Raw genomic sequence first — 23,997 nt, 5'->3', positions numbered from 1 at the left:
CCGTAACATGGGACTTTTGGAGGATTAAGGAATTGGAAAATAAAGTTATTAAGGAAAGACTTTCTGCTCTCAGAGCAAAGATGGAGGAGAATGGCATTGACTATTATCTTATGCCCACATCCGATTACCACAACTCTGAGTACGCAGCAGATTTTTTCAAAGTGAGGGAGTATTTCTGCGGCTTCACAGGATCAAACGGTACACTTGTTGTATCTAAGAAGTGGGCCGGAATGTGGACAGACGGAAGATATTTCATCCAGGCAGAAAGAGAGATGAAGGGTACAGGAGTTACTCTTTATCGCATGGGTGAAGAGGGTGTGCCCACAATAAAAGAGTATCTCAAGGAAAATATGAAGGCAGGAGAGGTCCTTGGTTTTGACGGCAAGGTAGTTCCTGCAGCAGAAGGACTTTCCTATGAAAAGGCACTAAAAACAGTTCAGGCAAAGGTAAAATACGACAGAGATCTTGCAATGGAGGTTTGGACAGACAGACCAAAGCTCCCCTGCAATCCTATTTATATTCTTCCTGATGAACTCTGCGGTAAGAGCTTTAAGGAAAAGCTTAAAGAAGTACGTGCCACAATGACTGAGAACAAGTCTAAGGCATATCTTCTTTGCAAGCTTGATGATATCTGCTGGCTTACAAACCTTAGAGGTAACGATGTAGAATGTAATCCTGTTATTCTCAGTTACCTTTTCATCACAGAGAAAAAGACCGTTCTTTTCGTGCAGTTTGAAGAGCTTAGTGATGAGGTGCGTGCATATTGCGAGAGCAACGATATTGAGCTTGCTCCCTATAACAAGATTATCGGATGGCTTGATGAATATGAGTATGAAGGCATCACTCTTTATGACGAGAGAAATGTAAGCTATCAGGTTTACAGAACTATCAGCGATAATTCCGATAGCAGAAATGCCAAGATTAAGAACATCTTTGATCCCACAGAGATGATGAAAGCCTGCAAGAATGATACGGAGCTTAAGAATATTCGCGAGGTTTATATCCGCGACAGCGCTGCTCTTACAAAGTTCATTTACTGGGTTAAAAAGGAAGCACCTAAGGGTGAACTCAATGAGTATACTGCAGCTATGCATCTTGACGAGATGAGAGCTCAGCTTCCCGGCTTTATAGAGCTGTCATTCCCTACTATCAGTGCTTACAAGGATAATGCTGCCATGATGCATTATGAAGCAACTGAGACTTCTAACGCCGCACTTAAGGGAGAGGGCTTCCTTCTTGTTGATTCAGGCGGAACCTACATGGGTGGTACCACAGATGTAACAAGAACCATTGTTCTTGGAAAAATCTCGGCAGAGGAGAAGAAGCACTACACTCTTACAGCTGTAGGTATGCTTCAGCTTGCAAATGCAAAATTCCTTGAGGGCTGCAACGGACGAAATCTTGATATCCTTGCAAGAGGTCCGCTCTGGAATATCGGAATTGATTATAAGTGCGGAACAGGCCATGGTATCGGATATATCCTTAACGTACATGAGGGACCTCACAGCATCCGTTGGAAGTCACGCTCTGTTGAGGATGAAGCACCTCTTAAGCCCGGAATGATCATGTCTGATGAGCCCGGCGTATATATCGAAGGTAAGCATGGTATCCGTATTGAGAACATCTTAGAGGTTGTTAAGGACGTAAAGAACAGTGATGGTCAGTTCCTTAGCTTCAAGCATCTTACTTATGTGCCTCTTGACCGCGATGCAATCGATAAAAAATATCTTCAGCCAAGAGAGATAGATGCTATCAACGAGTATCAGAAGATGGTTTATGACACCATTGAGCCTCTCATTGAAGAGAAGGAAATCAAAGATTGGCTTAAGAATGCGACAAAGCCCCTTTGATGTAACGTTTTTTCATGATAAAACGCTCGAAATGAAGATTTTATGCGGTTTTTTCATTATTTCTTAAGAATTTTTAAGGATTATTCTATTGATTTGGGGCGCGTGTGATTTATAATATAATTAAAGAACTGCAGAAGCAGTTTATACGAGCCTCGAGCTCGCCTGGGATGCTCGACACTTCCGGTGTAATTTGAACCTACAGTTACTTTAAACGGGACACCTAGATTGCTGGATTGATGTCACGCCTCCGGCCCTGCACATGTGCAGACAAGCTATGGGAGAGGAAGACAGATATCGCTGCTGCGGTAACCCACCTGGCGTTTGCTAGGAGTCAAATAACCGGAACCGGCATTTCGGGTTTAAAAGAACAGTAAATCTGTTCTTTTTTTTTGCAAAATGGTATAATAAGTTATCAGAATTCAGAAAACATTCGAAAGGAGAAAGTTCCATGCTTGCTTCGCTTATTCCGCTGTTTGATGATGAGATGAAAGTCTGCGCATACTCTGTATTTGCACAGAGAGAAAACTACCTTATGAACCCGCAGCTTATGGGTACGGGTTATCTTGATAATGTAGTTAATATCGTCGGACTTGATATCGTAGATAGCATCGGCACCAATGTTCTTGCCGGTAATAAAGAGGTTTTTGTTGAGATCAATAACATCTCTTTATTTGCCAATATCGAGGACCAGTGCAAGGCACCAAAGCAGAGGATCGTTCTTCTTCTGGATAATACAGTTCTTCCTCAGGAGCCTTATCTTGCAAGGCTTTGGGATCTTAGAGGTCAGGGCTATAAAATAGCCATAAGGAAGCTGGCAGGCAACATGTTCGAGACCTTCAGACCTTTGCTTGAGATGTGTGACTATGTACTTCTTGATCATCGCAAGGTCAATATCAGAAGTGCCAAAATTTATTTCCAAAAAGCTTTTCCCAAGATTAAGCTCTGTGCTGTAAATGTAGATAGTAAGGATGATTATGAGAGACTTTCCTCAGATGGCACCTATGATCTCTATGAAGGAAGCTTTTTCCGCGTACCTGTAGAGGATTCTGAGATTTCCGTTGCACCCTTAAAGGTTACATATATCGAGCTTTTGAATGTGGTCAACGATCCTGATTTTGATCTTCAGAAGGCTGCCGATGTAATTGGTAAGGATGCGGCTCTTGTCATCTCAATGCTGGAGATGGTTAATCACATGTCTATCAACTCTGAGATAACCTCTGTCAGACACGCAGCTGCTATGCTGGGACAGAAGGAACTTAAGAGATGGATCAATACAGCAGTAACAAAAGAGCTTTGTGCCGATAAGCCAAGTGAGATCACCAGAATCTCAATGATACGTGCAAAATTTGCCGAAAATCTTGCAAGCGTATTCGATATGGCAGGCCTTGCTTCAGAGCTTTTCCTAACAGGATTGTTCTCACTTCTTGATATCATGCTAGATCAGACCATGGAGGAGTGCCTTAAGCTTGTTCACGTTTCCAAGAAAATTGAGGATGCTCTTCTTGGAAATACCGGAGAGCTTTGGCCGGTAATCAATCTGGTTTATCAATATGAGGATGCTTCCTGGCAGGAGGTTTCAAGACTTATGATTCTTGAAAATCTGGAGATGAGCAGAATCTATGAAGCATATACAGATGCACTTAAGTGGTACAGAGATCTCATTGATCCTATAAATTAACAAAAGTATGAGACTTGGCGGAGTGGCAATAAGTTGCTCCGCTTTTTATTTTATAGGAAATTCTTACGAATTTACGTTGTATTTATGCAAATTCTTTATCACATTAAAGTATCGCATTATTAATAAGTTGTGATATAATACATTCTAGTCAATTTTGGGATAAGGAGTTTTATTATGAATAACAAAAAGCCGGATCTGAAAAACGTTGACCTTAAGGTCAAGACCTACAAAGAAATGAACAAGGAAGAGCTTCAGCGTGAGGTGGCTAACCTTAAGGCGGAGTACAAGAGATACCAGGATATGGATCTTACTCTCAATATGGCAAGAGGTAAGCCCTGCCATGAGCAGCTTGATCTTTCCATGGGACTTATGGATGCTCTTAATTCTGAAGCTGATCTGTCCTGTGAAGATGGTACAGATTGCCGTAACTATGGTGTCCTTGATGGTATCCAGGAGGCAAAAGAACTGATCGGTGCCATGATGGAGAACAGTCCGGACAATATTATTATATATGGTAATTCATCACTTAACGTTATGTATGACACTGTTTCACGTGCCTATACACATGGAATCATGGGAAATACACCCTGGTGCAAGCTTGATAAGGTTAAATTCCTTTGTCCGGTTCCCGGTTATGACAGACACTTTGCAATCACTCAGTACTTTGGAATCGAGATGATTCCCGTACCCATGACTCCTACAGGCCCTGATATGGATATTGTTGAGAAGCTGGTTTCTGAGGATGAGACCATAAAGGGAATCTGGTGTGTGCCTAAGTATTCCAACCCTCAGGGTTACTCATATTCAGATGACACAGTAAGACGCTTTGCAAGACTTCGTCCTGCTGCAAGAGATTTCCGTATTTTCTGGGATAACGCTTACGGTATTCACCATCTTTACGATGACGATCAGGATTATCTCATTGAGATCCTTGCTGAGTGTAAAAAGGCCGGCAGTCCCGATATGGTTTATAAGTTCTCATCCACTTCCAAGATTACATTCCCCGGAAGTGGTATAGCAGCTATTGCCACATCTCTTAATAACCTTGAAGAGATCAAGGCACAGCTCACAAACCAGACCATCGGACATGATAAGGTTAACCAGCTCCGTCATGTGCGTTTCTTTGGCGATATAAACGGAATGAAGGAACACATGAAAAAGCACGCAGCAATAATAAGACCTAAGTTCGAAGCAGTTCTTGAGATCCTTGACAGAGACCTTGCTCCTTACGGAATCGGTGACTGGACAAGACCCAAGGGAGGTTACTTCATAAGCTTTGACGCTCCTGAGGGATGCGCTAAGGCTATAGTAGACAGAGCAAAGAAAGCCGGTGTTACAATGACAGGCGCAGGTGCTACATATCCTTATAAGAAGGATCCTCATGATAGTAATATCAGAATTGCACCTACATACCCGTCACTTGGAGATCTTCGTACAGCAATGGAGATTTTCACAGTTTGTGTAAGACTTGTTTATGCAAATAAACTTCTTGGTGAAATGGAATAAGATATGGCATTAGGATTTCCACCTATCAGTAAAAAAGATATGGAAGAGATGGGACTTTCACAGGTTGATTTTGTCTATGTGTGCGGCGATGCGTACGTAGATCATTCAAGCTTTGGAAGTGCCATCATCACAAGAACATTGGAGGCTCACGGTTATAGCGTGGGCCTTATTTGTCAGCCTGATTTTAGGGATGAAAAAAGCATCACCGTCCTTGGCGAGCCCCGCCTTGGTTTTTTGGTATCGGCCGGCAATATGGATTCAATGGTCAACCATTATACTGTTGCGAAAAAAAGAAGGCAGACAGACGCCTACAGTCCCGGCGGAGAGATGGGTAAGAGACCGGACTATGCATCGATTGTCTATTGCAATCTGATTCGCAAGGTTTATAAGAAAAATCCGATAATTTTAGGCGGAATAGAGGCCAGCCTTCGAAGGCTCGGGCACTATGATTACTGGTCAAATAAGGTGCGTCGCTCAATCCTTCTTGATTCCGGAGCAGATATCATATCCTACGGGATGGGAGAGATAAGTATAGTTGAGATAGCTGATGCTCTTGCATCCGGTATGGATGTGGCGGACATCACATTTATAAACGGCACAGTCTACAAGACAAGAAATGAAGAAAATATTTACGATGCGGTTAAGCTTCCCGAGTTTGAAGAAATAAAGGAAGATAAGAGAAAGTACGCTGAGAGCTTTGGCATACAGTATAAGAATACTGATCCCTTTAACGGAAAACGCCTCTATGAGACCTATGATAAGAGCCTTTTTGTAGTGCAGAATCCGCCTTCAAGACCCTTAACTCAGCAGGAGTTTGATGATGTTTATGAAAGACCCTATATGAGGGCCTGGCATCCGGTTTATGACAAAATGGGCGGTATCCCTGCTTTTAGCGAGATTAAATATTCAATATCCTCAAACAGAGGATGCTTTGGTGAGTGTAATTTCTGTGCCCTTACCTTCCACCAGGGCAGAATTGTTCAGGCAAGAAGCCATGAGTCAATAATAAAGGAAGCAAAGCTTTTCTTATCTGAGAAGGAATTTAAGGGTTATATCCATGATGTAGGAGGCCCTACGGCCCAGTTCAGAAAGCCTGCCTGCAAAAAGCAGCTTGTAAACGGTGCCTGCATGAATAAGAAATGCCTGTATCCGAAACCTTGCCCTAATATGAAAGTGGATCATAAGGATTACCTGAAGCTTCTTAAGGAGCTTAGAGAGCTCAAAGGGGTTAAAAAGGTATTTGTAAGGAGCGGTATCAGATTCGACTATCTTCTGGCTGATAAGGATGACTCCTTCCTCAGACAGCTTTGCAAATATCATATAAGCGGACAGCTGAGGGTTGCCCCGGAGCATATTTCAGATAATGTTCTTTCCAAGATGGGTAAGCCGTCTGTTAGTGTGTATGATAAGTTTATCGAGAAATTTGATAAGGTGAACAAGGACCTTGGAATGCAGCAGTATGCCGTGCCTTATCTTATGTCATCTCATCCCGGCAGCACTATTAAGGATGCGATAGCTCTTGCGGAGTATCTTTGCAAGCACAGACTTAATCCCGATCAGGTACAGGATTTTTATCCCACGCCGGGAACAGTTTCTACCTGCATGTATTACACCGGGATTGATCCGCTTACCATGGAAAATGTCTATGTGGCGAAGGATCCCCATGAAAAGGCAATGCAGAGGGCACTTATCCAGTACAGAAGACCTGAGAATTATGAGCTTGTTAAGGAAGCACTTATCCGTGAGCACAGAGAGGACCTGATAGGCTTTGGAAAAGACTGCCTTATTCCACCAAGGAAGGTTATTATAGATAAAGGTGGGAAGTATGGTAAGACCTCTAAGTCCGGCAACGGAAAGCAAGGTAATAGTAAGCTAGGTAACGGCAGAAGTGGCGTAAATAAAACTTCCGGCAACAGAAATAACAACTTCGCCAATAAGAATAAAGCTTCAGGAAAAAAGAAAAGAAAATAAAAAAATCCCCATTAATGGAGGAGGAGCTGTAAGGTGGGGAACCTTACAGCTCTGGTATGAAAAAAGTTTTGTTGGGGGAGTCAGAAGTCTTCGCTTCTGATATGTTTATAATACAGTTTAAATTTGACAAAAGTATGTACGAACCCTAAAAGAACCATAAGAAGTATTAGTAAAGGCTAAAGAAAATATTATAAAATCATAAACAATATCATTAAAGCAAAATAACGTAAATATATGATTGATATAGGGCGTAATTTTACAAAAACATTGTAAATATCAATGATTTACATCCCCCAGGGGGGCTTGTAATCATATTGTGTGCAACATATACTCTTCTAGAAACGTCTAAATATCTGTTTCGTTTCTAAAATATTATTCAAATATATGGAGGAGAATTTGTTATGCATATGGCTGACGCCCTGGTTACTCCCGCTGTTGCCGGAACAATGTATGTTCTGTCCACAGGAGCTGCCGCTTATTCAATCAAAAAAGTAAGGTTGGAGGATGATCCGAAGAAGATACCTGTCATGGGTGTTATGGGAGCTTTTGTATTTGCTACTCAGATGCTCAACTTTACAATTCCCGGAACCGGTTCATCAGGACATCTTTGCGGAGGTATGATGCTTTCAGCACTTCTTGGACCTTACGCAGGATTCCTTACTATGATAGGAGTTCTTCTAATACAATGTCTTATGTTTGCGGACGGTGGCCTTTTGGCGCTGGGATGCAATGTCTGGAATATGGCCTTTTACGGGTGCTTTATAGGAGCGCTTCTTATTTGGAAGCCTATCATGAAAAAAGGAGTTACAAGAGGAAAGATCGTCCTTGCATCAATACTTGGATGCGTGCTGACACTTCAGCTGGGCGCCTTCTCAGTTACACTTGAGACACTTGCTTCAGGCGTTACAGAGCTTCCCTTCTCAGTATTCCTTGCAACAATGCAGCCTATACACCTGGCTATTGGCGCAGTTGAGGGTCTTATCACAGCAGCTGTACTTACTTTTGTCAACGAAGCAAGACCTGAGCTCTTATGGGGCGTAGGCGAGAACAAGAGCGAGAGCAAGCTTACATTTAAGAAGACTATCATCGTTCTTGCAGTAGCTGCAGCACTTTGCGGCGGCGTTGTTTCACTTTTTGCATCTGCTTTCCCGGATGGTCTTGAGTGGTCCATGGAAAAGGTTGCAGGCACATCAGAGCTTGAAGCTGATGGAAGCGTATATGAAACTGCTGAAAACATCCAGACTACGACTTCACTTTTACCGGATTACGCATTTAAGGACAGCGAAGCAGCTGTAGGAACAAGCTTCTCCGGAATCGTGGGTTCTCTCATGGTTGTTATCATACTTACACTGGTATGTTATGCATTTAAATTCTTCAAAAATGGTAAGAGTGTTCAGGAGAACTAATAACTCATAGCCATTTTTAAGAAATGGTTATTTTAATGGATTCTATTGAAAAGAAGTTAAACGAATTTAAAAGCATTGAAGAATTATGGCAGCGTTCTCATTGGATGAATGACCTTCATCCTCTGGGAAAGCTGCTTATTAGCGTTATATACATTTTTACGGTGGTGTCCATAAACAAATACGCAGTGACACCGCTGATTCTTATGTCTGTCTACATCATTTTCGGTTTTGTCATCGGAGAACTTTCATTTAAAACAGGAATTTACAGGATGAGGCTGATACTTCCTCTCGTGATATTTGTGGGAGTGCTGAATCCTTTCTTTGATAAAGAGGTACTGCTGCAGGTAGGAAATATTGGTATTTCAGGGGGCGTGCTTTCCATGTTTACCCTTATGCTGAAGGGCTTCTACGCAGTACTTGCAACCTATATTCTTATTGCTACCACATCCATAGAAAAAATCTGCTATGCGCTAAGAACAGTCCATGTGCCAAAGATAATCGTAATAGTTGTTCTTCTGATCGGGCGGTATTTCTATATAATGGGCGAGGAAGCGGACAGAATAGCGACAGCCTATAAACTTAGGGCACCTAATCAAAACGGCGTGCATTACAGCGCTTGGGGCACATTGGTTGGAATGTGGCTTATCCGCAGCATGGACAGGGCAACAATAGTCTATGAGAGCATGCTTCTTAGGGGCTTTAAGGGAGATTTTTCTTCTGAAAAAATAAAAGTAAGAGTGATAGATGTCGCCTATCCTCTTATCTGGATAACGATTTTTATACTTATAAGACACAGCTATTTGTTTTTATAAATAAAGGATGTAAAGTATGCATACCGGAATACATGGTGAACTTTTAACAATTGAACATTTGAATTTTGCCTATGAAAAAAATCAGCAGGTGCTGTTTGACTTATCGCTCCACGCCAGTGACGGAGAGAGCATAGGACTCCTTGGCGCTAACGGAATCGGAAAGTCCACTTTATTAAAACTGCTTGTGGGACTTTATCTTGATTACGACGGACGCCTTGAAATAGCCGGACATGCTGTGAATAAGAAGAACCTTAACCATGTAAGAGAGCATATCGGGTATGTTTTCCAGGATTCCGACAGCCAGCTCTTTATGTCTACAGTGGAACAGGACGTGGCTTTTGGCCCAAGAAATTACGGCCTTTCTGAGAAAGAGGTAAAAGAGAGAACGGATGAAGCGCTTGCAAAGGTGCATATAGAAAATCTTAGAAATAAGCAAAACTACAAGCTTTCCGGCGGTGAGAAAAAGCTTGCGGCCATTGCAACGATTTTATCCATGGAGCCTGATATAATCCTGATGGACGAGCCATCGATTGCTCTTGATCCAAGGAACAGGAGGAACCTCATAAATATATTAAATGAGCTAAAATGCCTTAAAATAGTTGCATCCCACGATCTTGATTTTATAATGGATACATGCGAAAGGGTTGTTCTTTTGCATGATGGTACTATAATAGCTGATGATAAAGCAGAGATCATCCTGAGGGATAAGGAACTTTTGGAAAGTCACGGACTTGAGCTTCCACTTAGATTTCAGAATTATTGATAGTAGAGTTTTAAAGGAAACAGATATGAAGAAAAAACAGACACACACCCACGAGCATACACATGAAGGTCACGAGCATGTGCATGACCACGGACATTTTCATTCTCCGGAGGAGAAGAAAAAGCAGATAAACAGACTGAGCAGGGCAATCGGTCATCTCAATCATGTAAAGCTTATGATTGAAAATGATGATGACTGCGCAGATGTTCTTATGCAGCTTTCCGCAGTGAATTCGGCACTTAAGAATCTGGGTAAGGAAATTATAAATGAGCATATGACTCACTGCATAACCCATGCTATCGAGGATGGGGACACAAGAGCGGTTGAGGAATTCCAGAAGGCAGTTCAGAAGTTTATCTAAATTAAATGAGGTTTTATGGATAATAAGAAAAAAACAGCACTCATAGCCATGAGCGGAGGCGTAGACAGCAGTGTTGCTGCGCAGCTTATGGCACAGAGAGGCTTTTCCTGCATCGGTTGTACCATGCGATTATATGAAAACGACATGATAGGCGAGGATCTTTTCGGAACCTGCTGCAGCCTTAAGGATACTGAGGATGCCAGAGCGGTTACAGAGAAAATCGGAATTCCCTATTACATCTATCATTATGAAAACGAGTTCAGGGAAATGGTAATAGAGCCATTTGTGTGCAGCTATGAAAGGTGCGAAACTCCCAATCCCTGCATAAGATGCAACAAATATCTTAAATTCGATATCCTTTATAAGAAGGCCATGGAGTTGGACTGTGATTATATCGTTACCGGTCACTATGCGAAAATAGAGGAGAAGGACGGACATTTTTATCTGAAAAAGGCTGCGGACCTTTCAAAGGATCAGAGCTATGTTTTATATGATTTAACTGAGGAGCAGCTTTCACACACAGTATTTCCTCTTGGTGATTTTCATAAGACTGAGGCGAGACAGATTGCAGAGGAAAAGGAATTTGTCACATCCCACAAGAGCGATTCGCAGGACATCTGCTTCGTACCGGATGGTGACTATGCATCAATGATAAAGCGGTATAGGAATAAGGAATATCCCGGCGGTGATATCGTCGATAAGGATGGAAATGTTATCGGTCATCACAACGGACTGATCAACTATACAATCGGTCAGAGACGCGGCCTTGGTGTGGCGTCAGAGAAAAGACTCTATGTGACAAAGCTTGATATAGAGAAAAATCAGGTGGTGCTGTCAGATAATGAGGATCTGTTCAAGACGGATCTCACGGTTAGAGATTTTCACTGGATCACAGGAGAGCTTCCAAAGGGAGATATCAGATGCAGCGTGAAGATCAGGTATAAGCATAAAGAACAGCCTGCCACAGTTACACTTCCGGAAAAAGAAGGCGGAGTGGCACATATTTCATTTGATGAGCCACAAAGAGCCATAACCGCAGGACAGTCCGCGGTATTATACGACGGGGATATAGTTCTTGGCGGAGGAATAATCGATCACGCAGATTAATTTTTTTCATAAAACAGTTAGTAAATGGCCTGAATGTGTATCGACCACAAAAGTTAGAATATGTCTGATTTTTGGAGAGGGCACATCAGGCCTTAATTATTTCAATAAAAGCGTGGAGGAGTCTGCCTGTGAATCCCCAGATTACGGGAGACGTATCTTCATAAATCCACATATCATATTTCTGGGCATGCCAGTTGTAGGTACTTTTGCCGCCTGTTACTTTCTCTATGGGGAAATCCGCAGGCGGTATTACTTTGCGCTCCATGGGATAGTGGGATGGAGTATGCTCGATAAAATACGAGATTGGATAAGTGATGATTCTTTCCACCTCATCGGATGAAAAGCTGCCATTAAACTGCTTAACCATGCAGACAAAGGGATAGACATATGCTCCTGTCGGGCCCGGAAGAGGCGGCAACTGGCATAGGATATCAAGGAACTCATCGAAGACTTCCGAACTTTCTGATGATAAAGCATTTGAACAGTTGCTTTTATCGACATTTCCTAAAGACATTGCTGCAAGCTTCTCCGGATATAATTCCTCCATAAACTCTCTGATTGCAGCATCTCTAGGCGTCTCGCCCTCCTCAATCTTACCTCCCGGAAAACAAATCTCTCCCGGCTGGAATTTTAGTTTATGGGAACGTTCCTCGAAAATCACATGCAGCGCACCGTCTATTTCCACAAGTGGTATCATCACGGCATACTTGCCATCAAATGATTGAGAATAATTCTTTAGTTTATCAAGGATTTCATTTTTCATTGAAGTGCTCCTGATATGTCATTTTTAAATATGCTTTTGTCCGTTTATCACTTTACCTTGTCACATTAAAATGATAGCATATTAACATAATTTAATAAAAGAATAGCTATGTGGAAATTGAAGGGGTGTGCCACTGGGGACGGTTCTTTTTGGCACGCTTCAGCGTGCCAAAGAGAACCGTCCCCAGTGGCACACCGAGAACCGTCCCCAGTGGCACACCGAGCGAGAACAACAGCTGAAGGGACTGGTGTGCCAAAGAGAACCGTCCCTGGTGGCACACCCACATAGTAATAGAGGAAGAAATGGACAGAAAAAGTATAATCATCAGAACCAGTATTATTGGAATCATCACCAATTGTCTTTTAGCAGGCTTTAAGGCAGCAGTCGGAATATTATCGGGGTCAATTGCAATCGTACTTGATGCAGTCAATAACTTAAGTGATGCGCTGTCATCAATCATCACAATTGTTGGAACAAAGCTTGCAGGCAAAGCTCCGGACAGGAAGCATCCCCTTGGATATGGAAGAATTGAGTATATAAGTGCAGCCATAATATCCGTAATCGTACTTTATGCCGGAATAACTTCTTTTGTTGAATCAGTAAAAAAAATCATACATCCGGAGCTTCCAAGCTATGGCGTACCTTCACTTATCATCGTGGCAGATGCTATAGTGGTAAAGATAGTTCTTGGAACCTATGTTAAAAAGACAGGTGAGAAGGTTAATTCCGACTCCCTTATAGCATCAGGAGAGGATGCAAAGCTTGATTCGGTTATCTCAGCATCAACTCTGGTTGCGGCAATCATTTTTATTTTTAGCGGAATATCTCTTGAAACATGGCTTGGCGCGATCATCTCCATCATAATTATAAAAGCAGGCTCAGAAATGCTGAGGGATACTCTTTCTCAGATATTGGGTGAAAGAATGAGTCCTGAATTTACACAGAACATAAAGAAAACAATCGCGACCTTTAAAGAAGTAAATGGTGCCTATGACCTCCTTCTTCACAATTATGGTCCCGATAAGATTGTCGGCTCAGTGCACATAGAGGTTCCGGAGGACATTACAATCAAGAGACTTGATTCACTTCAGCGCGAGATTGTAATGAAGGTTTACGAGGAGCATGGCGTAGCCTTAGAGGCCGTTGGAATTTATTCTCAGAATAGTGATAATTCCGTTGCCGGTAAGCTTCATAATGATATTGTAAGAGTTATCAAAAAACATGAACATATAAAACAGATCCACGGATTCTATCTTGATGAAGTCCGTGATAGAGTATCCTTTGATATGGTCGTGACCTTCGATGAGAAGGATGTGGAGAAGCTTCGCAGGGATGTCTACGATGAGCTTAGAGCAGAATTTCCTGAGTATGATTATATTATCAATATTGACAGGGATATTAGTGATTGAAACACTTGCAAAGCACAGGGGATATAGTTTACAGTTTTATCTGTTAAAACAAAATTATTTAAACAAAGGAATGGTATGAAAAATGAGCAATGAGAGGGGAAGCTTTGGTTCAAGGCTTGGTTTTATATTGGTAAGTGCGGGATGTGCCATCGGCATTGGTAACGTATGGAAATTTCCGTATATCACAGGCGCAAACGGCGGCGCTATATTTGTTCTTTTTTATCTGTTATTTCTTGTAATAATGGGTGTGCCGATTCTCACAATGGAGCTGGCTGTAGGAAGAGCCAGCGGTAAAACTATAGTAAGAGGCTACGAAGCCCTGGAAAAACCGGGATCAAAGTGGCATATTCACGGATGGTTCTGCGCTCTTGGCTGCTACCTTCTTATGATGTATTACACCAACGTATCAGGCTGGATGCTGAATTATTTTTATAAATTTGCTACAGGAAAATTCGATGGTGTTGCTACAGAGGCCGTAGGAGATGTTTTTGGTAACATGCTTGCAAATCCCAACGAGATGGGGATTTTCATGACCCTTACCGTTATCTTCGGATTTGGAGTTCTGCTTCTTGGCGTAGAGAACGGACTTGAGAAGGTTACCAAGGTAATGATGATCGGCCTTCTTGTTCTTATTATGGTTCTTGCCATTCATTCTGTGTCTCTTGAAGGGGCAGGCGAGGGTATAAGATTTTATCTGCTTCCAAGCCTTGAAAGAGCAAAGGAGGTTGGCTTTGGCAAGGTGATAACAGCTGCCATGAACCAGGCTTTCTTTACACTCAGCCTTGGTATCGGTGCTATTGAAATTTTCGGAAGCTATATGTCAAAGGATCATGCCCTTACAGGTGAGTCCATCAGAATATGTGCCCTTGACACCTTTGTGGCTATTATTTCAGGACTTATTATTTTCCCTGCATGCTTCAGCTATGATGTTCAGCCTGATCAGGGTCCGGCACTTATTTTCATAACTCTGCCTAAGGTATTTATCAACATGCCTATGGGAAGAGTGTGGGGAACAATGTTCTTCATGTTCATGACATTTGCAAGCTTTTCAACCGTTACAGCGGTATTTGAGAATCTTATAGCGATAATTACCGATACCTTTGGAATCAGCAGAAAAAAATCAATTTTCATCAACTGTATCGTAGTATTTATAACTAGTATTCCTTGCGTGCTCGGATACAACCTCTGGAGCAACCTTCACATCATCGGTGGAAGAGATGTGCTTGATTCCGAGGATTTCCTTGTAAGCAATATCCTTCTTCCTGTTGGTGCCCTGATTTTCCTTCTGTTCTGTGTGAGCAAGCATGGATGGGGCTTTGATAACTATTTGGAAGAGACCAATACCGGTGTCGGAATGAAGATGTCAAAGGCCTTTAAGACCTACTACAAATATGTACTTCCTGTACTTATCATGGTGATCATTATACAGGGATTGATGCAGTAATCTGATAGACAAAAAAGCGATAAATATTCAATAAAATCAAGCAGTGAAGCCATACATGAATTAATGGTTTCACTGCCTTTTTTTACTTTGTTTTTTTCTTGTTTTTTAATAATTTATTACTACTTATTTAATTTAAGTGTTGGCAGGGTTCATATAGAATAAAGATAGTTATTGAAAATGTGGGGTACCATGTATGGTTAATTGGAATTTCGATTATGTTATTCCAAGCCTGTTGATGTTAATTGTAATAATGGGCTTCTATTTTGCGCTTCCCAGATTGCCAATACGAATGAATAAGCTGTTTTTGGCGATCCTGGTCAATGAAGCTATAGTAATCTTGTTTGATATCATATCAAGCTGGGCAGACAATAATTATCAGGTTATTTCAACGCCTATATTGATATTATTAAACGCGGTCTTCTTTATTTCCTTTGCTGCAAGAATGTACCTTTACTACTGCTTTACAGCAGCTCTTTTAAGGGTTGATACCTATGCTAAAAGAATCCACACAATAATTGTAGCTTTACCCATTGTTTTCCTTCAGCTACTGGTGCTGATAGGCTTTGTTCATGGAACAATTTTCTATATAGATGATACAGGATATCACAGGGGACCTTTCCATGGTCTTATCTATGTTGTCTCTTTTTTCTATGTGATCTATTCGTTTATTATCATGTTCAGATTAAGGGACAGGATCAGAAGAAAAAGAGAGCGATATGGAATTTTCTTCTTTAACTTCATCATTTTCGTAGGACTGATTTTTAGATATTCATTGCCAAAAGTACTGTTATTCGATACCTTCTGTATGATGTCGGATATGGTTATTTATCTGGTGTTTGCAAACCCTGAGGGCTTTCTTGAAAGACGAAGCTATGCCTTTAATTCCAAGGCACTTAGGAGTTATGTTGAAGAAAATCTTGGTAAGCGCGGCTTTAAAATGCTTGCCTTTGTCTTGAATGATTATCATGATATGCGAGAGATATACGGCGGAGTTCAGATGGATCAGGGTATTGCTCTTATTTCTTCGCATCTCATTAAGTGCTATCCTAAATGCCTGAATTTCTATTACAACAATGGAAGATTTATCATTCTTGGTGATAACAAAACGGAGTTTGAGGTTATCCATGAAGAACTAAGAAACAGGTTCAAGATGCCATGGCGTGCTTTTAATGCAGAGCTGTATTTGGATGCCTGCTATGCGATTGTGGACTGCAATAAAGCATATAGAAGTGTGGATGAAGTATTTAATACCCTAAATCTCCTTTTAGATAAGACTGAAAGCATGGGTGATGATTACAACATCCTCTCTGATGAGGGAACGCTACAGGATTACGAGGACAGACTTGATGTTAAGAAAGCACTGGAATATGCCGTTGATAACGATAAGGTAGAGGTATTTTTACAGCCGCTGTTGAATTCTGTTACAAGAAAAGTTATCGGTGCTGAAGCACTTTCCAGAATCAGAGATGCTGATGGGAAAATTATTTCTCCCGGCGCATTTATTCCGATAGCGGAAATGAATGGACGAATAAATCAGCTTGGAGAGCAGGTATTTGAAAAGGTATGTAAATTCATAGCATCAAATGATCTGGAAAGTCTGGGACTCGAATTTATCAACGTAAATCTGTCACCTATCCAGTTCATGAGATCGGATCTTGTAGATCGCTTTTCATCAATAATTCGCAAATATGAGGTTAATCCTAATCTGATTCATCTGGAGATTACGGAAGTTTTCATAATGGATGAGTTCCTTATGGAGAGACAGATCCAGATCATGCAGAAGTCCGGTTTTAAATTCGTTCTTGATGATTATGGAAAGGGCTATTCCAATATTTCAAGAATGAAGAGAAGTCCTTTTATAAACATCAAGCTGGATATGGAGGTTGTCTGGGATTATTGTAAAGAGCCCGATACTATTCTTCCCATGATGGTAAAGGCCTTCAAGGGAATGAATTTCGGTATTACAGCTGAAGGAATCGAGACAGAACAGATGGCCCGGGAAATGACTTCTCTGGGAGTTGATTATCTTCAGGGAATGCTGTTTTCACCTCCGATACCATCCGATGAATTTGTTCAAAAATACAGGAACCAAAATAAAATAGAATAAATCGGCAGCTCGCAAGGCTGTCGATTTTTAATTTGTAAAGGTGTATTATAGATAAGTCGGGCAAGCGACATAATATTTTGGATTAAAGGTAGAGATATGACTAAGTTAATATTATTTATTTTTAATTCTGTTTTATTGGGCGTAGGTCTTGCTACGCGGTTGTTACATTCGTTATCTGCATCGTCGGTCTTAAGATCGGAAGAAAATTTGGACTTAAGCTTGCAGGAAGAGCTACTATTTTGGGTGGAATTATCCTGATCGGAATCGGAATCGAGATTTTTGTTAAAGGATTTTTGGGACTATAATTTTTCATAAAAATAAAACAGAACGGGAGTAGTGAAAATGGCTAAAATCACCAGCTTGGAGCAGCTTACAACGAACAAATTCCTTAATCTTTTTCATGCAAAGGGAGTTAATGATAAGGGACATGAGAGCAACTATTTTGTGGCATCAAGGAACAAGGACAAGTCCGGACTGATGATCACTACTCATGAAAACGTGGCAGACGGAGTTGGAATATATGCTCTTTACGGCGAGAAGCATGATAAAGTGGTTATGGTTAAGCAGTACAGATATCCAATTGACGGTTATATCTATGAGTTTCCTGCAGGCCTTTGTGAAAAAGGAGAGGACTACAGAGAAGCTGCTGTAAGAGAGCTTCACGAGGAAACAGGCCTTAACTTCCATCCCATAAATGTTGATAAAATGTATGAAGCACCGCGTTTTTCATCTGTAGGAATGACGGATGAATCAGTAGCTATGGTGTTTGGTTATGCTGATGGTGAAATAACTGATAAATATCAGGAGCCCACAGAGGAAATTCAGGTGGTTTTGGCAGATAAAGACGAAGTCAGAAGGATTCTCAAGGAAGAGCATGTAGCCATGCCTGCAGCAATGCAGCTTTATCATTTCCTTGCAGATGATGACCCCTTTGCTTTCTTAAATATTTGAGAGGATGAAGCTATGTCTATTAGAGAAAATCTTGAGATTGTAGAGAAAAACATACAGGCAGCCTGTGAGAGAGCCGGCAGAGACAGGAGCGAGGTTACACTTATCGCAGTAAGTAAGACCAAGCCGGTTTCGGATATCAGGGAAGCCATGAGCTGCGGCATTACTGTTTACGGAGAAAATAAGGTTCAGGAGATAAGGGATAAGACAGAGGAGATTAAGGAATCCCTTAACTGGCACATGATAGGACATCTTCAGACCAACAAGGTTAAGTATCTTCCGGGAAAAGTATGCATGATTCATTCCGTGGATAAGATGAGTCTTGCAGAAGAAATTGAGAAGCAGGCTGCAAAGCATGACCTTGTAATGGATGTACTTTGTGAGGTGAACATGGCAGGAGAGGATTCCAAGTTTGGGCTTTCTCCCGAGGAAGCTCCGGACTTTGTTAAGAGCATAGCTTCTTTTCCTCATATAAGGGTAAGAGGACTTATGACAATCGCTCCCTATACCGATGATCCCGAGACCAACAGACCTTACTTCAAGGCTCTTAAGAAGATGCTTGATGACATCAACGCTGAAAACATCGAAGGTCTCCACCTTGATACCCTTTCAATGGGAATGACAGGCGATTATGAGGTTGCTATAGAAGAGGGTGCAACCTTTGTCCGAGTTGGCACAGGAATCTTTGGTGAGCGTAATTATAATATTTAATCAATACACGATTTTATGTAAAATTCATATTTATTTTATTGATGATACGATGTCAGACCTTTAGAATAAATTTATAAATAGTTATACTAAGGGGACGAATATGCTTAGAACTATGCCATTAACGAAAAATCTCACATTGGATCAGATCAATAATCTGATAGACACAGGTCATGCGTTTATTTCTCCCTTTGGCCTTAACAGGACTGCATATATTGTTATTAATCACAGACCCTTCATGGTAGTAGTTACTGATGTTTCGATAAATGCAATACAGCTGTCCGGGTCCTGGTACAATTGGGATGAGCTGGAAAAAATGGGCGGTGTTTTCGAGTCTGAGTTTGAAGCCCTAAAGGCAGTAGCAGGCGGGGCATAAATAGAAAAAGACAAAATTAAAGTGCAGGTAGATGTAATTTCTACCTGCACTATTTTTGGGGGATTATGTTATTTTTAATAAGTCATGCTCTTGCGTGCTTTTTGTGATAAAGATCTGTATCGGCCCTTGCTATAAGTGAAGGGATCGGAACAGGATTAGCATAATCATATTCAGCAATTCCCACGCATACAGAGAGGTTATAGGGAACATCAGCTTTATCATTGTAGAGCTTAACGTTTGAACGAATCTTTTCGGATAACCAGTTTACTTCGCCCTTATACTCGGTCTCAGCGATTACAATGAATTCATCACCGCCAAAGCGTGATACAAAGAATCTGTTTCTGTGAGCAATGCAGGCATCCTTCATGGCATTTGCAACACGTACAAGAACTCTGTCACCCTCCATGTGTCCGAAGGAATCGTTTATATCCCTGAAATGGTCTATGTCTATGATCATCAGATACAGTGAAAGGTTGGGCGATGGATTCTTCATTTTGCGAAGGAGATATTTGTGCATCTGATTTCTGTTATTTACCTGTGTGAGAGAATCCATGGATATGAGATTCTCAAGGGTTGTCAGGTAGATCATCAATATTGAAAAAGATGCACCGTAGCACATAAAAGGAATATACATAAATATCGCCTGCAGTACGCCGGTAATGATAGGTATCAGCGGGAATATACCAATTGTAAGGTATACCATGTGATCTAAATAGCGGCCCTGGGTAAATGCCTTGTAAAAGCCCTTTGCCGATGAATAAAGCATGTAACCGAAGGGAACAAGCAAAAGAACAGCATAGAAGGGACCGTAGTGTATGTGATTGTTTTCATCGAAATGAAATACCAGACCCGTGAAGGAGGCTGTCACAATGAGCACTAATGTTACGATGATCGGTATGGATGCGATGAACATCCATTTTTTGGTGAACATCGCTTTATCTCTTTGCAAAACTTCGCAATAAACAAACCAGAAATATGAACTGCATACTATGAGAACATAGGGAATGATGCTGGACACAATCATGGCAGCATGACCTACAGGAACGATTCCGCTGTCTAAGAATATCCACATACTATCTGTGAAAAAATATGTCATCAAAACGATAATCAATCTTCTCAGAATAACAGTAGATGTCTGCCTGTCGATACTATGATTGATTTTATAGAGTATAAGTCCCAAACATAAAAAACATGAAAGATTTGCCTGAATGTAATAAAAAACTTCTGTCACAAGATTTCTCCCAAATATTTTAATTTAGAAAATATTTTAGCACGATTAGTACCCGATTTTTACATAGCTATAAAATAATTTATACATTTTTTATGATTATTTCAGCAAAAAGGCTAGTTATGAAAGCTTACGAAAAGAAATTTCGGAAACTACGAAAAGTTTTCGCTAAAATAAGAAAGAACTTACGAAAAGATTTTTTTCATTGTACAATAATAATTAATTGTAAAAATAGTGACAAAATTTATAGAAACGAGGGTATTTATGGGACTTAAAATTCTTGAATGTAAGACGGAGTACAGGGTTAATCCTCTTGGAATTGACACATCTTCGCCTCGCTTTTCATGGAAACTTGAAAGCGATGAGAAGGATACTCTGCAAAAATCTGCGAAAGTAATCGTAAAAAATGAAAGTGGAGAGATTGTCTGGGATTCAGGCGAAATAGAAAGCTCGGATTTTTCGGAAGTATGCTATGAAGGAGAGGCTCTTAAAGCCAAAACCTGCTATAGCTTTGATGTGACTGTTACTGATAATCATGGAAGAAGCTCAGAAAGTAAAGGGAACTTTTTTGAGACAGGCTTCATGATGGACCATGAGGACAGCTTTGGCGGTGCAAAGTGGATCGGGCCTTCTGAGTATTCGCTTAGCTCTGATGTATACGGAGTTTTTGGACTGACAGCCAGGTTCAGAATTCATGAGGGTACATCGAAATTCGCAGTAGTACTTGGAAGAAACGATAAGAGAATAAAGGATAGGGAAAATTACTTTAAGTTTGAGCTTGATGTAAAAGAGATTCCTGCAACGCTTAGAATCTACAGAGTGGGAATCCTTCCTGAGGACACTGCTGATAAGCCGCTTGTTGAGGTGCTCGTTAAGGACTATGACGATCCTGAGAAAAAGGACGTTTTGACAGAAGCAAACAGATATGAGGAGCATGAGCTTTTCATTGATGTAAGAGGTAACGGAGCATACACAGTTCTTGACGGTAAGCGCATAGATGTATCTAAAGACAGATCCTTCTTTGGAGAGATTGAGGCTCCAAGAGCGCTTAATCCTATAGGAACAAATGATGTAAACACATTCCCGAGACTTAATGAGCTTGGTGTTTTCATGGAAAAGGGACAGGGGGCAGACCTTTACAGTATTGAGGTTAAGAACCTCAGAAAGCCTTACGGTGTTGTTTACAGTGATAAGAATACATATACCTTTGATGAAAACAGAAGTGATAGCGACAGTACAGCATGCATCTATGGAACAGCTTCTGAGGATCTTATGCTCACAAAGGATCCGAGTCACACCTCTATTCCTATGCTCAGAAAAGAGTTCGAGCTTTCAGATAAGAAGATTAGGAAGGCAAGACTTTATGCCACCGCAAGAGGTATCTATGAGTGCAGGGTAAACGGAAGTAAGGTTACAGACACCTGGTTTAATCCCGGTGCTACTCAGTATGACAGACATCTTTTCTATCAGACCTACGATATTACAGAGCTTTTGAAGAGCGGAAAAAATGCCATCGGTGTAATTCTTGCATCAGGCTGGTGGAGCGATGCCCAGACCTTTGTCCTTGGCAATTATAACTACTATGGTGATAAGGAATCCTTCCTCGGTCTTATCGAGGTTACCTACGAGGATGGAACCGTAGCAAGTATTCCCACAGAGACAGATACTTGGAAATACTACGGCGAAGGTCCTTACACTTATGCCGGATTTTTCCATGGTGAGCACTATGATGCCACAAGAGAGGATAAGGTTAAGGGCTTTTCCGAAGCAGCTTATAATGACAGCGATTGGGAGAAGGCTGTAGAGATCGAGCCTACGCCCATCTATCACGAAGAGACCATGTCATCAGGTCCTGTGGTATGGCCTGAAGTAAATATTGAAAAGACCTCTCTCATAGGACAGGCTTGCGACGGCGTAAAGGCATCCTACGAACTTACAGCGCTTTCAGTAAGCGAAGTTTCAGATGGCGTCTACATTTATGACATGGGTGTAAACGTAGCAGGTGTACCTAAGCTGCGACTTCACGGAGAAAAGGGAAATACAGCGACCCTTAGGTATGCAGAGCTTCTCTATCCGGACATCCCTGAGTTTGAGGGAAAAGCCGGCACAATGATGGTTGAGAACCTTAGAGATGCTGACTGCACAGACCTTTATACCTTTAAGGGAGATGAAAGCGGCGAAGAGTATACGCCTGCCTTTACCTTTAGAGGCTACAGATATATCGAAATATCCGGAGTTTCCAAAAAGCCTGAGCTTTCAGATGTGAAGATGCTTGTTTTATCATCGGCATTTGATATGACATCATCTCTTGAAACTTCGGATGAGCTTACTAACAAATTTATACAGAATGTCAGAAGATCCCAGCAGTCCAACTTTATCAGTATCCCCACAGACTGCCCTCAGAGAAACGAGAGAATGGGATGGGACGGCGATACATCCATATTTGCAAGAACAGCCATGTTCCATGCGGACACCAGGCTTTTCTATGAAAACTGGCTCATGTGCATGAGAGACCTTCAGGATGAAAGCGGAAAATTTCCGGATATCGCTCCTGTTGGCGGCGGCTTTGGCGGTTATACCTACGAGAGCTCAGCTATCCATGTAACCTGGGAGCTTTTCCAGCAGTATGGCGATGTGAAGGTAATTCGTGATAACTACGATGCAATAAAGCTCTATATGGATTACTCCGCAGGGTTGTGGGAGCAGGGAGACCTTGGGGGAGGCTTTACACTTGGTGACTGGCTTGCTCCGGAGGAGACAGATATATCTCTGATTTGCCATGCTTTTTACGGCTACAACGCCTATACAATGGCCCGTATGGCAAAGGCTATAGGAAAAGATGCTGATGCTGCAGCATATCAGACGCTCTACGAGGAACTGAAGGTTTCCTTTAATGAGAAATATTTTGATAAGGAAACAGGAAAAACAAAGGATGATACACAGTGCTCCTACGCGCTCCCTCTGTCCTTTAAGATGGTTACTGATGAGATGAAGAAGCTTGTGGGCGACAGATTATCTGATGCCACAAAGAAGACGGGATATCTTGTGAAAACCGGTTTCTTTGGAACGGCGCCTCTTAATCCAATGCTTACAGAGACGGGCCACAGCGACGATGCCTATAAGCTTATGTCTCAGAAGGGCTGTCCTTCCTGGCTCTATCCCGTTACACAGGGGGCTACAAGTATATGGGAGAGATGGGATTCCTTTACAATTGAGAACGGCTTTGGCGGCCACAACAGCATGAATTCCTTCAATCACTATTCTCTGGGTGCGGTTATAGAGTGGTTCTATATGTACGCTCTTGGAATTATGAGAGATGAGGATGCACCGGGCTACAGACATTTCACGGTTAAGCCCTATATGGATAAGACCTATTCCTATGTGAAGGGACATTTCACAACGCCATACGGAGTTATCAGGGCAGGCTGGGAGCATTCAGAGGACGGCAGCTACGTTTACAGACTTGAAGTTCCTGCAGGCAGCAGTGCAACTGTTATGATGCCGGGAAAAGAGGCAGTGGAAGTAGGAAGCGGTATACACGAATTTAGATAAAATGGGAG

At 41.5% G+C, this 23,997-nt stretch carries 19 protein-coding genes and 1 other RNA gene; 18 read left to right on the top strand and 2 right to left on the bottom strand.

The genetic code is table 11. The annotated features are described in order from the left end of the window. Positions 1-32: 32 nt before the first annotated feature. From G608_RS0103420 to mnmA, 10 genes are all read left to right on the top strand, one after another. Positions 33-1,850: an aminopeptidase P family protein gene (locus tag G608_RS0103420; RefSeq protein ID WP_035794352.1), complete on the top strand. Its 1,818-nt coding sequence runs from the start codon at positions 33-35 to the stop codon at positions 1,848-1,850. A gap of 156 nt (positions 1,851-2,006) precedes the next feature. Further along, positions 2,007-2,214, top strand: a non-coding RNA gene (gene ssrS, locus G608_RS22775) — 6S RNA. An 84-nt stretch (positions 2,215-2,298) separates the two neighbouring features. Beyond that, positions 2,299-3,528, top strand: coding sequence for an EAL and HDOD domain-containing protein (locus G608_RS0103415; RefSeq protein ID WP_026494848.1), 1,230 nt, complete (start codon positions 2,299-2,301; stop codon positions 3,526-3,528). A 174-nt stretch (positions 3,529-3,702) separates the two neighbouring features. Continuing rightward, positions 3,703-5,034 carry an aminotransferase gene (locus G608_RS0103410; protein WP_051208767.1) on the top strand — a complete coding sequence of 444 codons (1,332 nt, stop codon included), beginning with the start codon at positions 3,703-3,705 and terminating at the stop codon, positions 5,032-5,034. 3 nt (positions 5,035-5,037) lie between these two features. Further along, positions 5,038-7,005 carry a YgiQ family radical SAM protein gene (locus G608_RS0103405; RefSeq protein ID WP_026494846.1) on the top strand — a complete coding sequence of 656 codons (1,968 nt, stop codon included), beginning with the start codon at positions 5,038-5,040 and terminating at the stop codon, positions 7,003-7,005. A 401-nt stretch (positions 7,006-7,406) separates the two neighbouring features. Continuing rightward, on the top strand, positions 7,407-8,411 hold the full coding sequence (locus tag G608_RS0103395) for an energy-coupling factor ABC transporter permease (RefSeq protein WP_026494845.1): 1,005 nt from the start codon (positions 7,407-7,409) through the stop codon (positions 8,409-8,411). Positions 8,412-8,446: 35 nt separating this feature from the next. After that, positions 8,447-9,223, top strand: coding sequence for a cobalt ECF transporter T component CbiQ (gene cbiQ / locus G608_RS0103390; protein WP_026494844.1), 777 nt, complete (start codon positions 8,447-8,449; stop codon positions 9,221-9,223). Between the two features lie 16 nt (positions 9,224-9,239). Further along, positions 9,240-9,986 (top strand): energy-coupling factor ABC transporter ATP-binding protein, encoded by a 747-nt coding sequence (locus G608_RS0103385; RefSeq protein ID WP_035794349.1) that lies wholly within the window; start codon positions 9,240-9,242, stop codon positions 9,984-9,986. Positions 9,987-10,011: 25 nt separating this feature from the next. Then, the gene (locus G608_RS0103380; protein WP_026494842.1) at positions 10,012-10,347 is read left to right on the top strand and encodes a metal-sensing transcriptional repressor; all 336 of its coding nucleotides are present in this window, start codon (positions 10,012-10,014) and stop codon (positions 10,345-10,347) included. Positions 10,348-10,362: 15 nt separating this feature from the next. Beyond that, positions 10,363-11,454 (top strand): tRNA 2-thiouridine(34) synthase MnmA, encoded by a 1,092-nt coding sequence (gene mnmA / locus G608_RS0103375; RefSeq protein WP_026494841.1) that lies wholly within the window; start codon positions 10,363-10,365, stop codon positions 11,452-11,454. Positions 11,455-11,539: 85 nt separating this feature from the next. On the opposite strand, the gene G608_RS22155 is transcribed toward mnmA, so the two are convergent. Next, entirely contained in the window at positions 11,540-12,217 is a 678-nt protein-coding gene (locus G608_RS22155) for an NUDIX hydrolase (RefSeq protein WP_026494840.1), read from the bottom strand. A 302-nt stretch (positions 12,218-12,519) separates the two neighbouring features. Here G608_RS22155 and G608_RS0103365 point away from each other — a divergent pair, with 302 nt between their 5' ends. The 7 genes from G608_RS0103365 to G608_RS0103340 all read left to right on the top strand — a co-directional run bounded on the left by G608_RS0103365 (position 12,520) and on the right by G608_RS0103340 (position 19,209). Further along, positions 12,520-13,626: a cation diffusion facilitator family transporter gene (locus tag G608_RS0103365; protein ID WP_026494839.1), complete on the top strand. Its 1,107-nt coding sequence runs from the start codon at positions 12,520-12,522 to the stop codon at positions 13,624-13,626. Positions 13,627-13,708: 82 nt separating this feature from the next. Next, positions 13,709-15,070, top strand: a complete 1,362-nt coding sequence (locus G608_RS0103360) for a sodium-dependent transporter (RefSeq protein WP_026494838.1) — start codon at positions 13,709-13,711, stop codon at positions 15,068-15,070. 193 nt (positions 15,071-15,263) lie between these two features. Further along, a complete protein-coding gene (locus tag G608_RS0103355; protein ID WP_026494837.1) occupies positions 15,264-17,177 on the top strand; it encodes an EAL domain-containing protein in 1,914 nt (637 codons plus the stop codon). Between the two features lie 134 nt (positions 17,178-17,311). Next, positions 17,312-17,482, top strand: coding sequence for a manganese efflux pump (locus G608_RS24400; RefSeq protein ID WP_081677283.1), 171 nt, complete (start codon positions 17,312-17,314; stop codon positions 17,480-17,482). 37 nt (positions 17,483-17,519) lie between these two features. Beyond that, complete coding sequence (locus G608_RS0103350; protein WP_026494836.1) at positions 17,520-18,128, top strand: NUDIX hydrolase; 609 nt, start codon at positions 17,520-17,522, stop codon at positions 18,126-18,128. A 12-nt stretch (positions 18,129-18,140) separates the two neighbouring features. Next, positions 18,141-18,836, top strand: coding sequence for a YggS family pyridoxal phosphate-dependent enzyme (locus tag G608_RS0103345; RefSeq protein WP_026494835.1), 696 nt, complete (start codon positions 18,141-18,143; stop codon positions 18,834-18,836). A gap of 100 nt (positions 18,837-18,936) precedes the next feature. Beyond that, positions 18,937-19,209, top strand: a complete 273-nt coding sequence (locus tag G608_RS0103340; RefSeq protein ID WP_026494834.1) for a hypothetical protein — start codon at positions 18,937-18,939, stop codon at positions 19,207-19,209. Positions 19,210-19,291: 82 nt separating this feature from the next. Here the strand turns inward: G608_RS0103340 and G608_RS22150 are convergent, their stop codons facing one another. Continuing rightward, a complete protein-coding gene (locus tag G608_RS22150; protein ID WP_051208765.1) occupies positions 19,292-20,440 on the bottom strand; it encodes a GGDEF domain-containing protein in 1,149 nt (382 codons plus the stop codon). A 261-nt stretch (positions 20,441-20,701) separates the two neighbouring features. Here G608_RS22150 and G608_RS19710 point away from each other — a divergent pair, with 261 nt between their 5' ends. Next, positions 20,702-23,989, top strand: a complete 3,288-nt coding sequence (locus tag G608_RS19710; protein WP_051208763.1) for an alpha-L-rhamnosidase — start codon at positions 20,702-20,704, stop codon at positions 23,987-23,989. The last annotated feature ends 8 nt before the right edge of the window (positions 23,990-23,997 follow it).

Source organism: Butyrivibrio sp. WCD3002 (genome assembly GCF_000424265.1).
In the GTDB taxonomy this organism is placed as follows: domain Bacteria; phylum Bacillota; class Clostridia; order Lachnospirales; family Lachnospiraceae; genus Butyrivibrio.
Note: the sequence above shows the minus strand (reverse complement) of the source record. Positions and strands in the feature narration are given on the sequence as shown.

Coding starts and splice junctions, on each gene's coding strand:
- G608_RS0103365 (WP_026494839.1), top strand. CDS start 12,520: ATGGACAGAAAAAGTATAATCATCAGAACCAGTATTATTGGAATCATC.
- G608_RS0103415 (WP_026494848.1), top strand. CDS start 2,299: ATGCTTGCTTCGCTTATTCCGCTGTTTGATGATGAGATGAAAGTCTGC.
- G608_RS0103345 (WP_026494835.1), top strand. CDS start 18,141: ATGTCTATTAGAGAAAATCTTGAGATTGTAGAGAAAAACATACAGGCA.
- cbiQ (WP_026494844.1), top strand. CDS start 8,447: ATGGATTCTATTGAAAAGAAGTTAAACGAATTTAAAAGCATTGAAGAA.
- G608_RS0103350 (WP_026494836.1), top strand. CDS start 17,520: ATGGCTAAAATCACCAGCTTGGAGCAGCTTACAACGAACAAATTCCTT.
- G608_RS0103405 (WP_026494846.1), top strand. CDS start 5,038: ATGGCATTAGGATTTCCACCTATCAGTAAAAAAGATATGGAAGAGATG.
- G608_RS0103360 (WP_026494838.1), top strand. CDS start 13,709: ATGAGCAATGAGAGGGGAAGCTTTGGTTCAAGGCTTGGTTTTATATTG.
- G608_RS19710 (WP_051208763.1), top strand. CDS start 20,702: ATGGGACTTAAAATTCTTGAATGTAAGACGGAGTACAGGGTTAATCCT.
- G608_RS0103410 (WP_051208767.1), top strand. CDS start 3,703: ATGAATAACAAAAAGCCGGATCTGAAAAACGTTGACCTTAAGGTCAAG.
- G608_RS0103355 (WP_026494837.1), top strand. CDS start 15,264: ATGGTTAATTGGAATTTCGATTATGTTATTCCAAGCCTGTTGATGTTA.
- G608_RS0103380 (WP_026494842.1), top strand. CDS start 10,012: ATGAAGAAAAAACAGACACACACCCACGAGCATACACATGAAGGTCAC.
- G608_RS22155 (WP_026494840.1), bottom strand. CDS start 12,217: ATGAAAAATGAAATCCTTGATAAACTAAAGAATTATTCTCAATCATTT.
- G608_RS0103340 (WP_026494834.1), top strand. CDS start 18,937: ATGCTTAGAACTATGCCATTAACGAAAAATCTCACATTGGATCAGATC.
- G608_RS0103385 (WP_035794349.1), top strand. CDS start 9,240: ATGCATACCGGAATACATGGTGAACTTTTAACAATTGAACATTTGAAT.
- G608_RS0103395 (WP_026494845.1), top strand. CDS start 7,407: ATGCATATGGCTGACGCCCTGGTTACTCCCGCTGTTGCCGGAACAATG.
- mnmA (WP_026494841.1), top strand. CDS start 10,363: ATGGATAATAAGAAAAAAACAGCACTCATAGCCATGAGCGGAGGCGTA.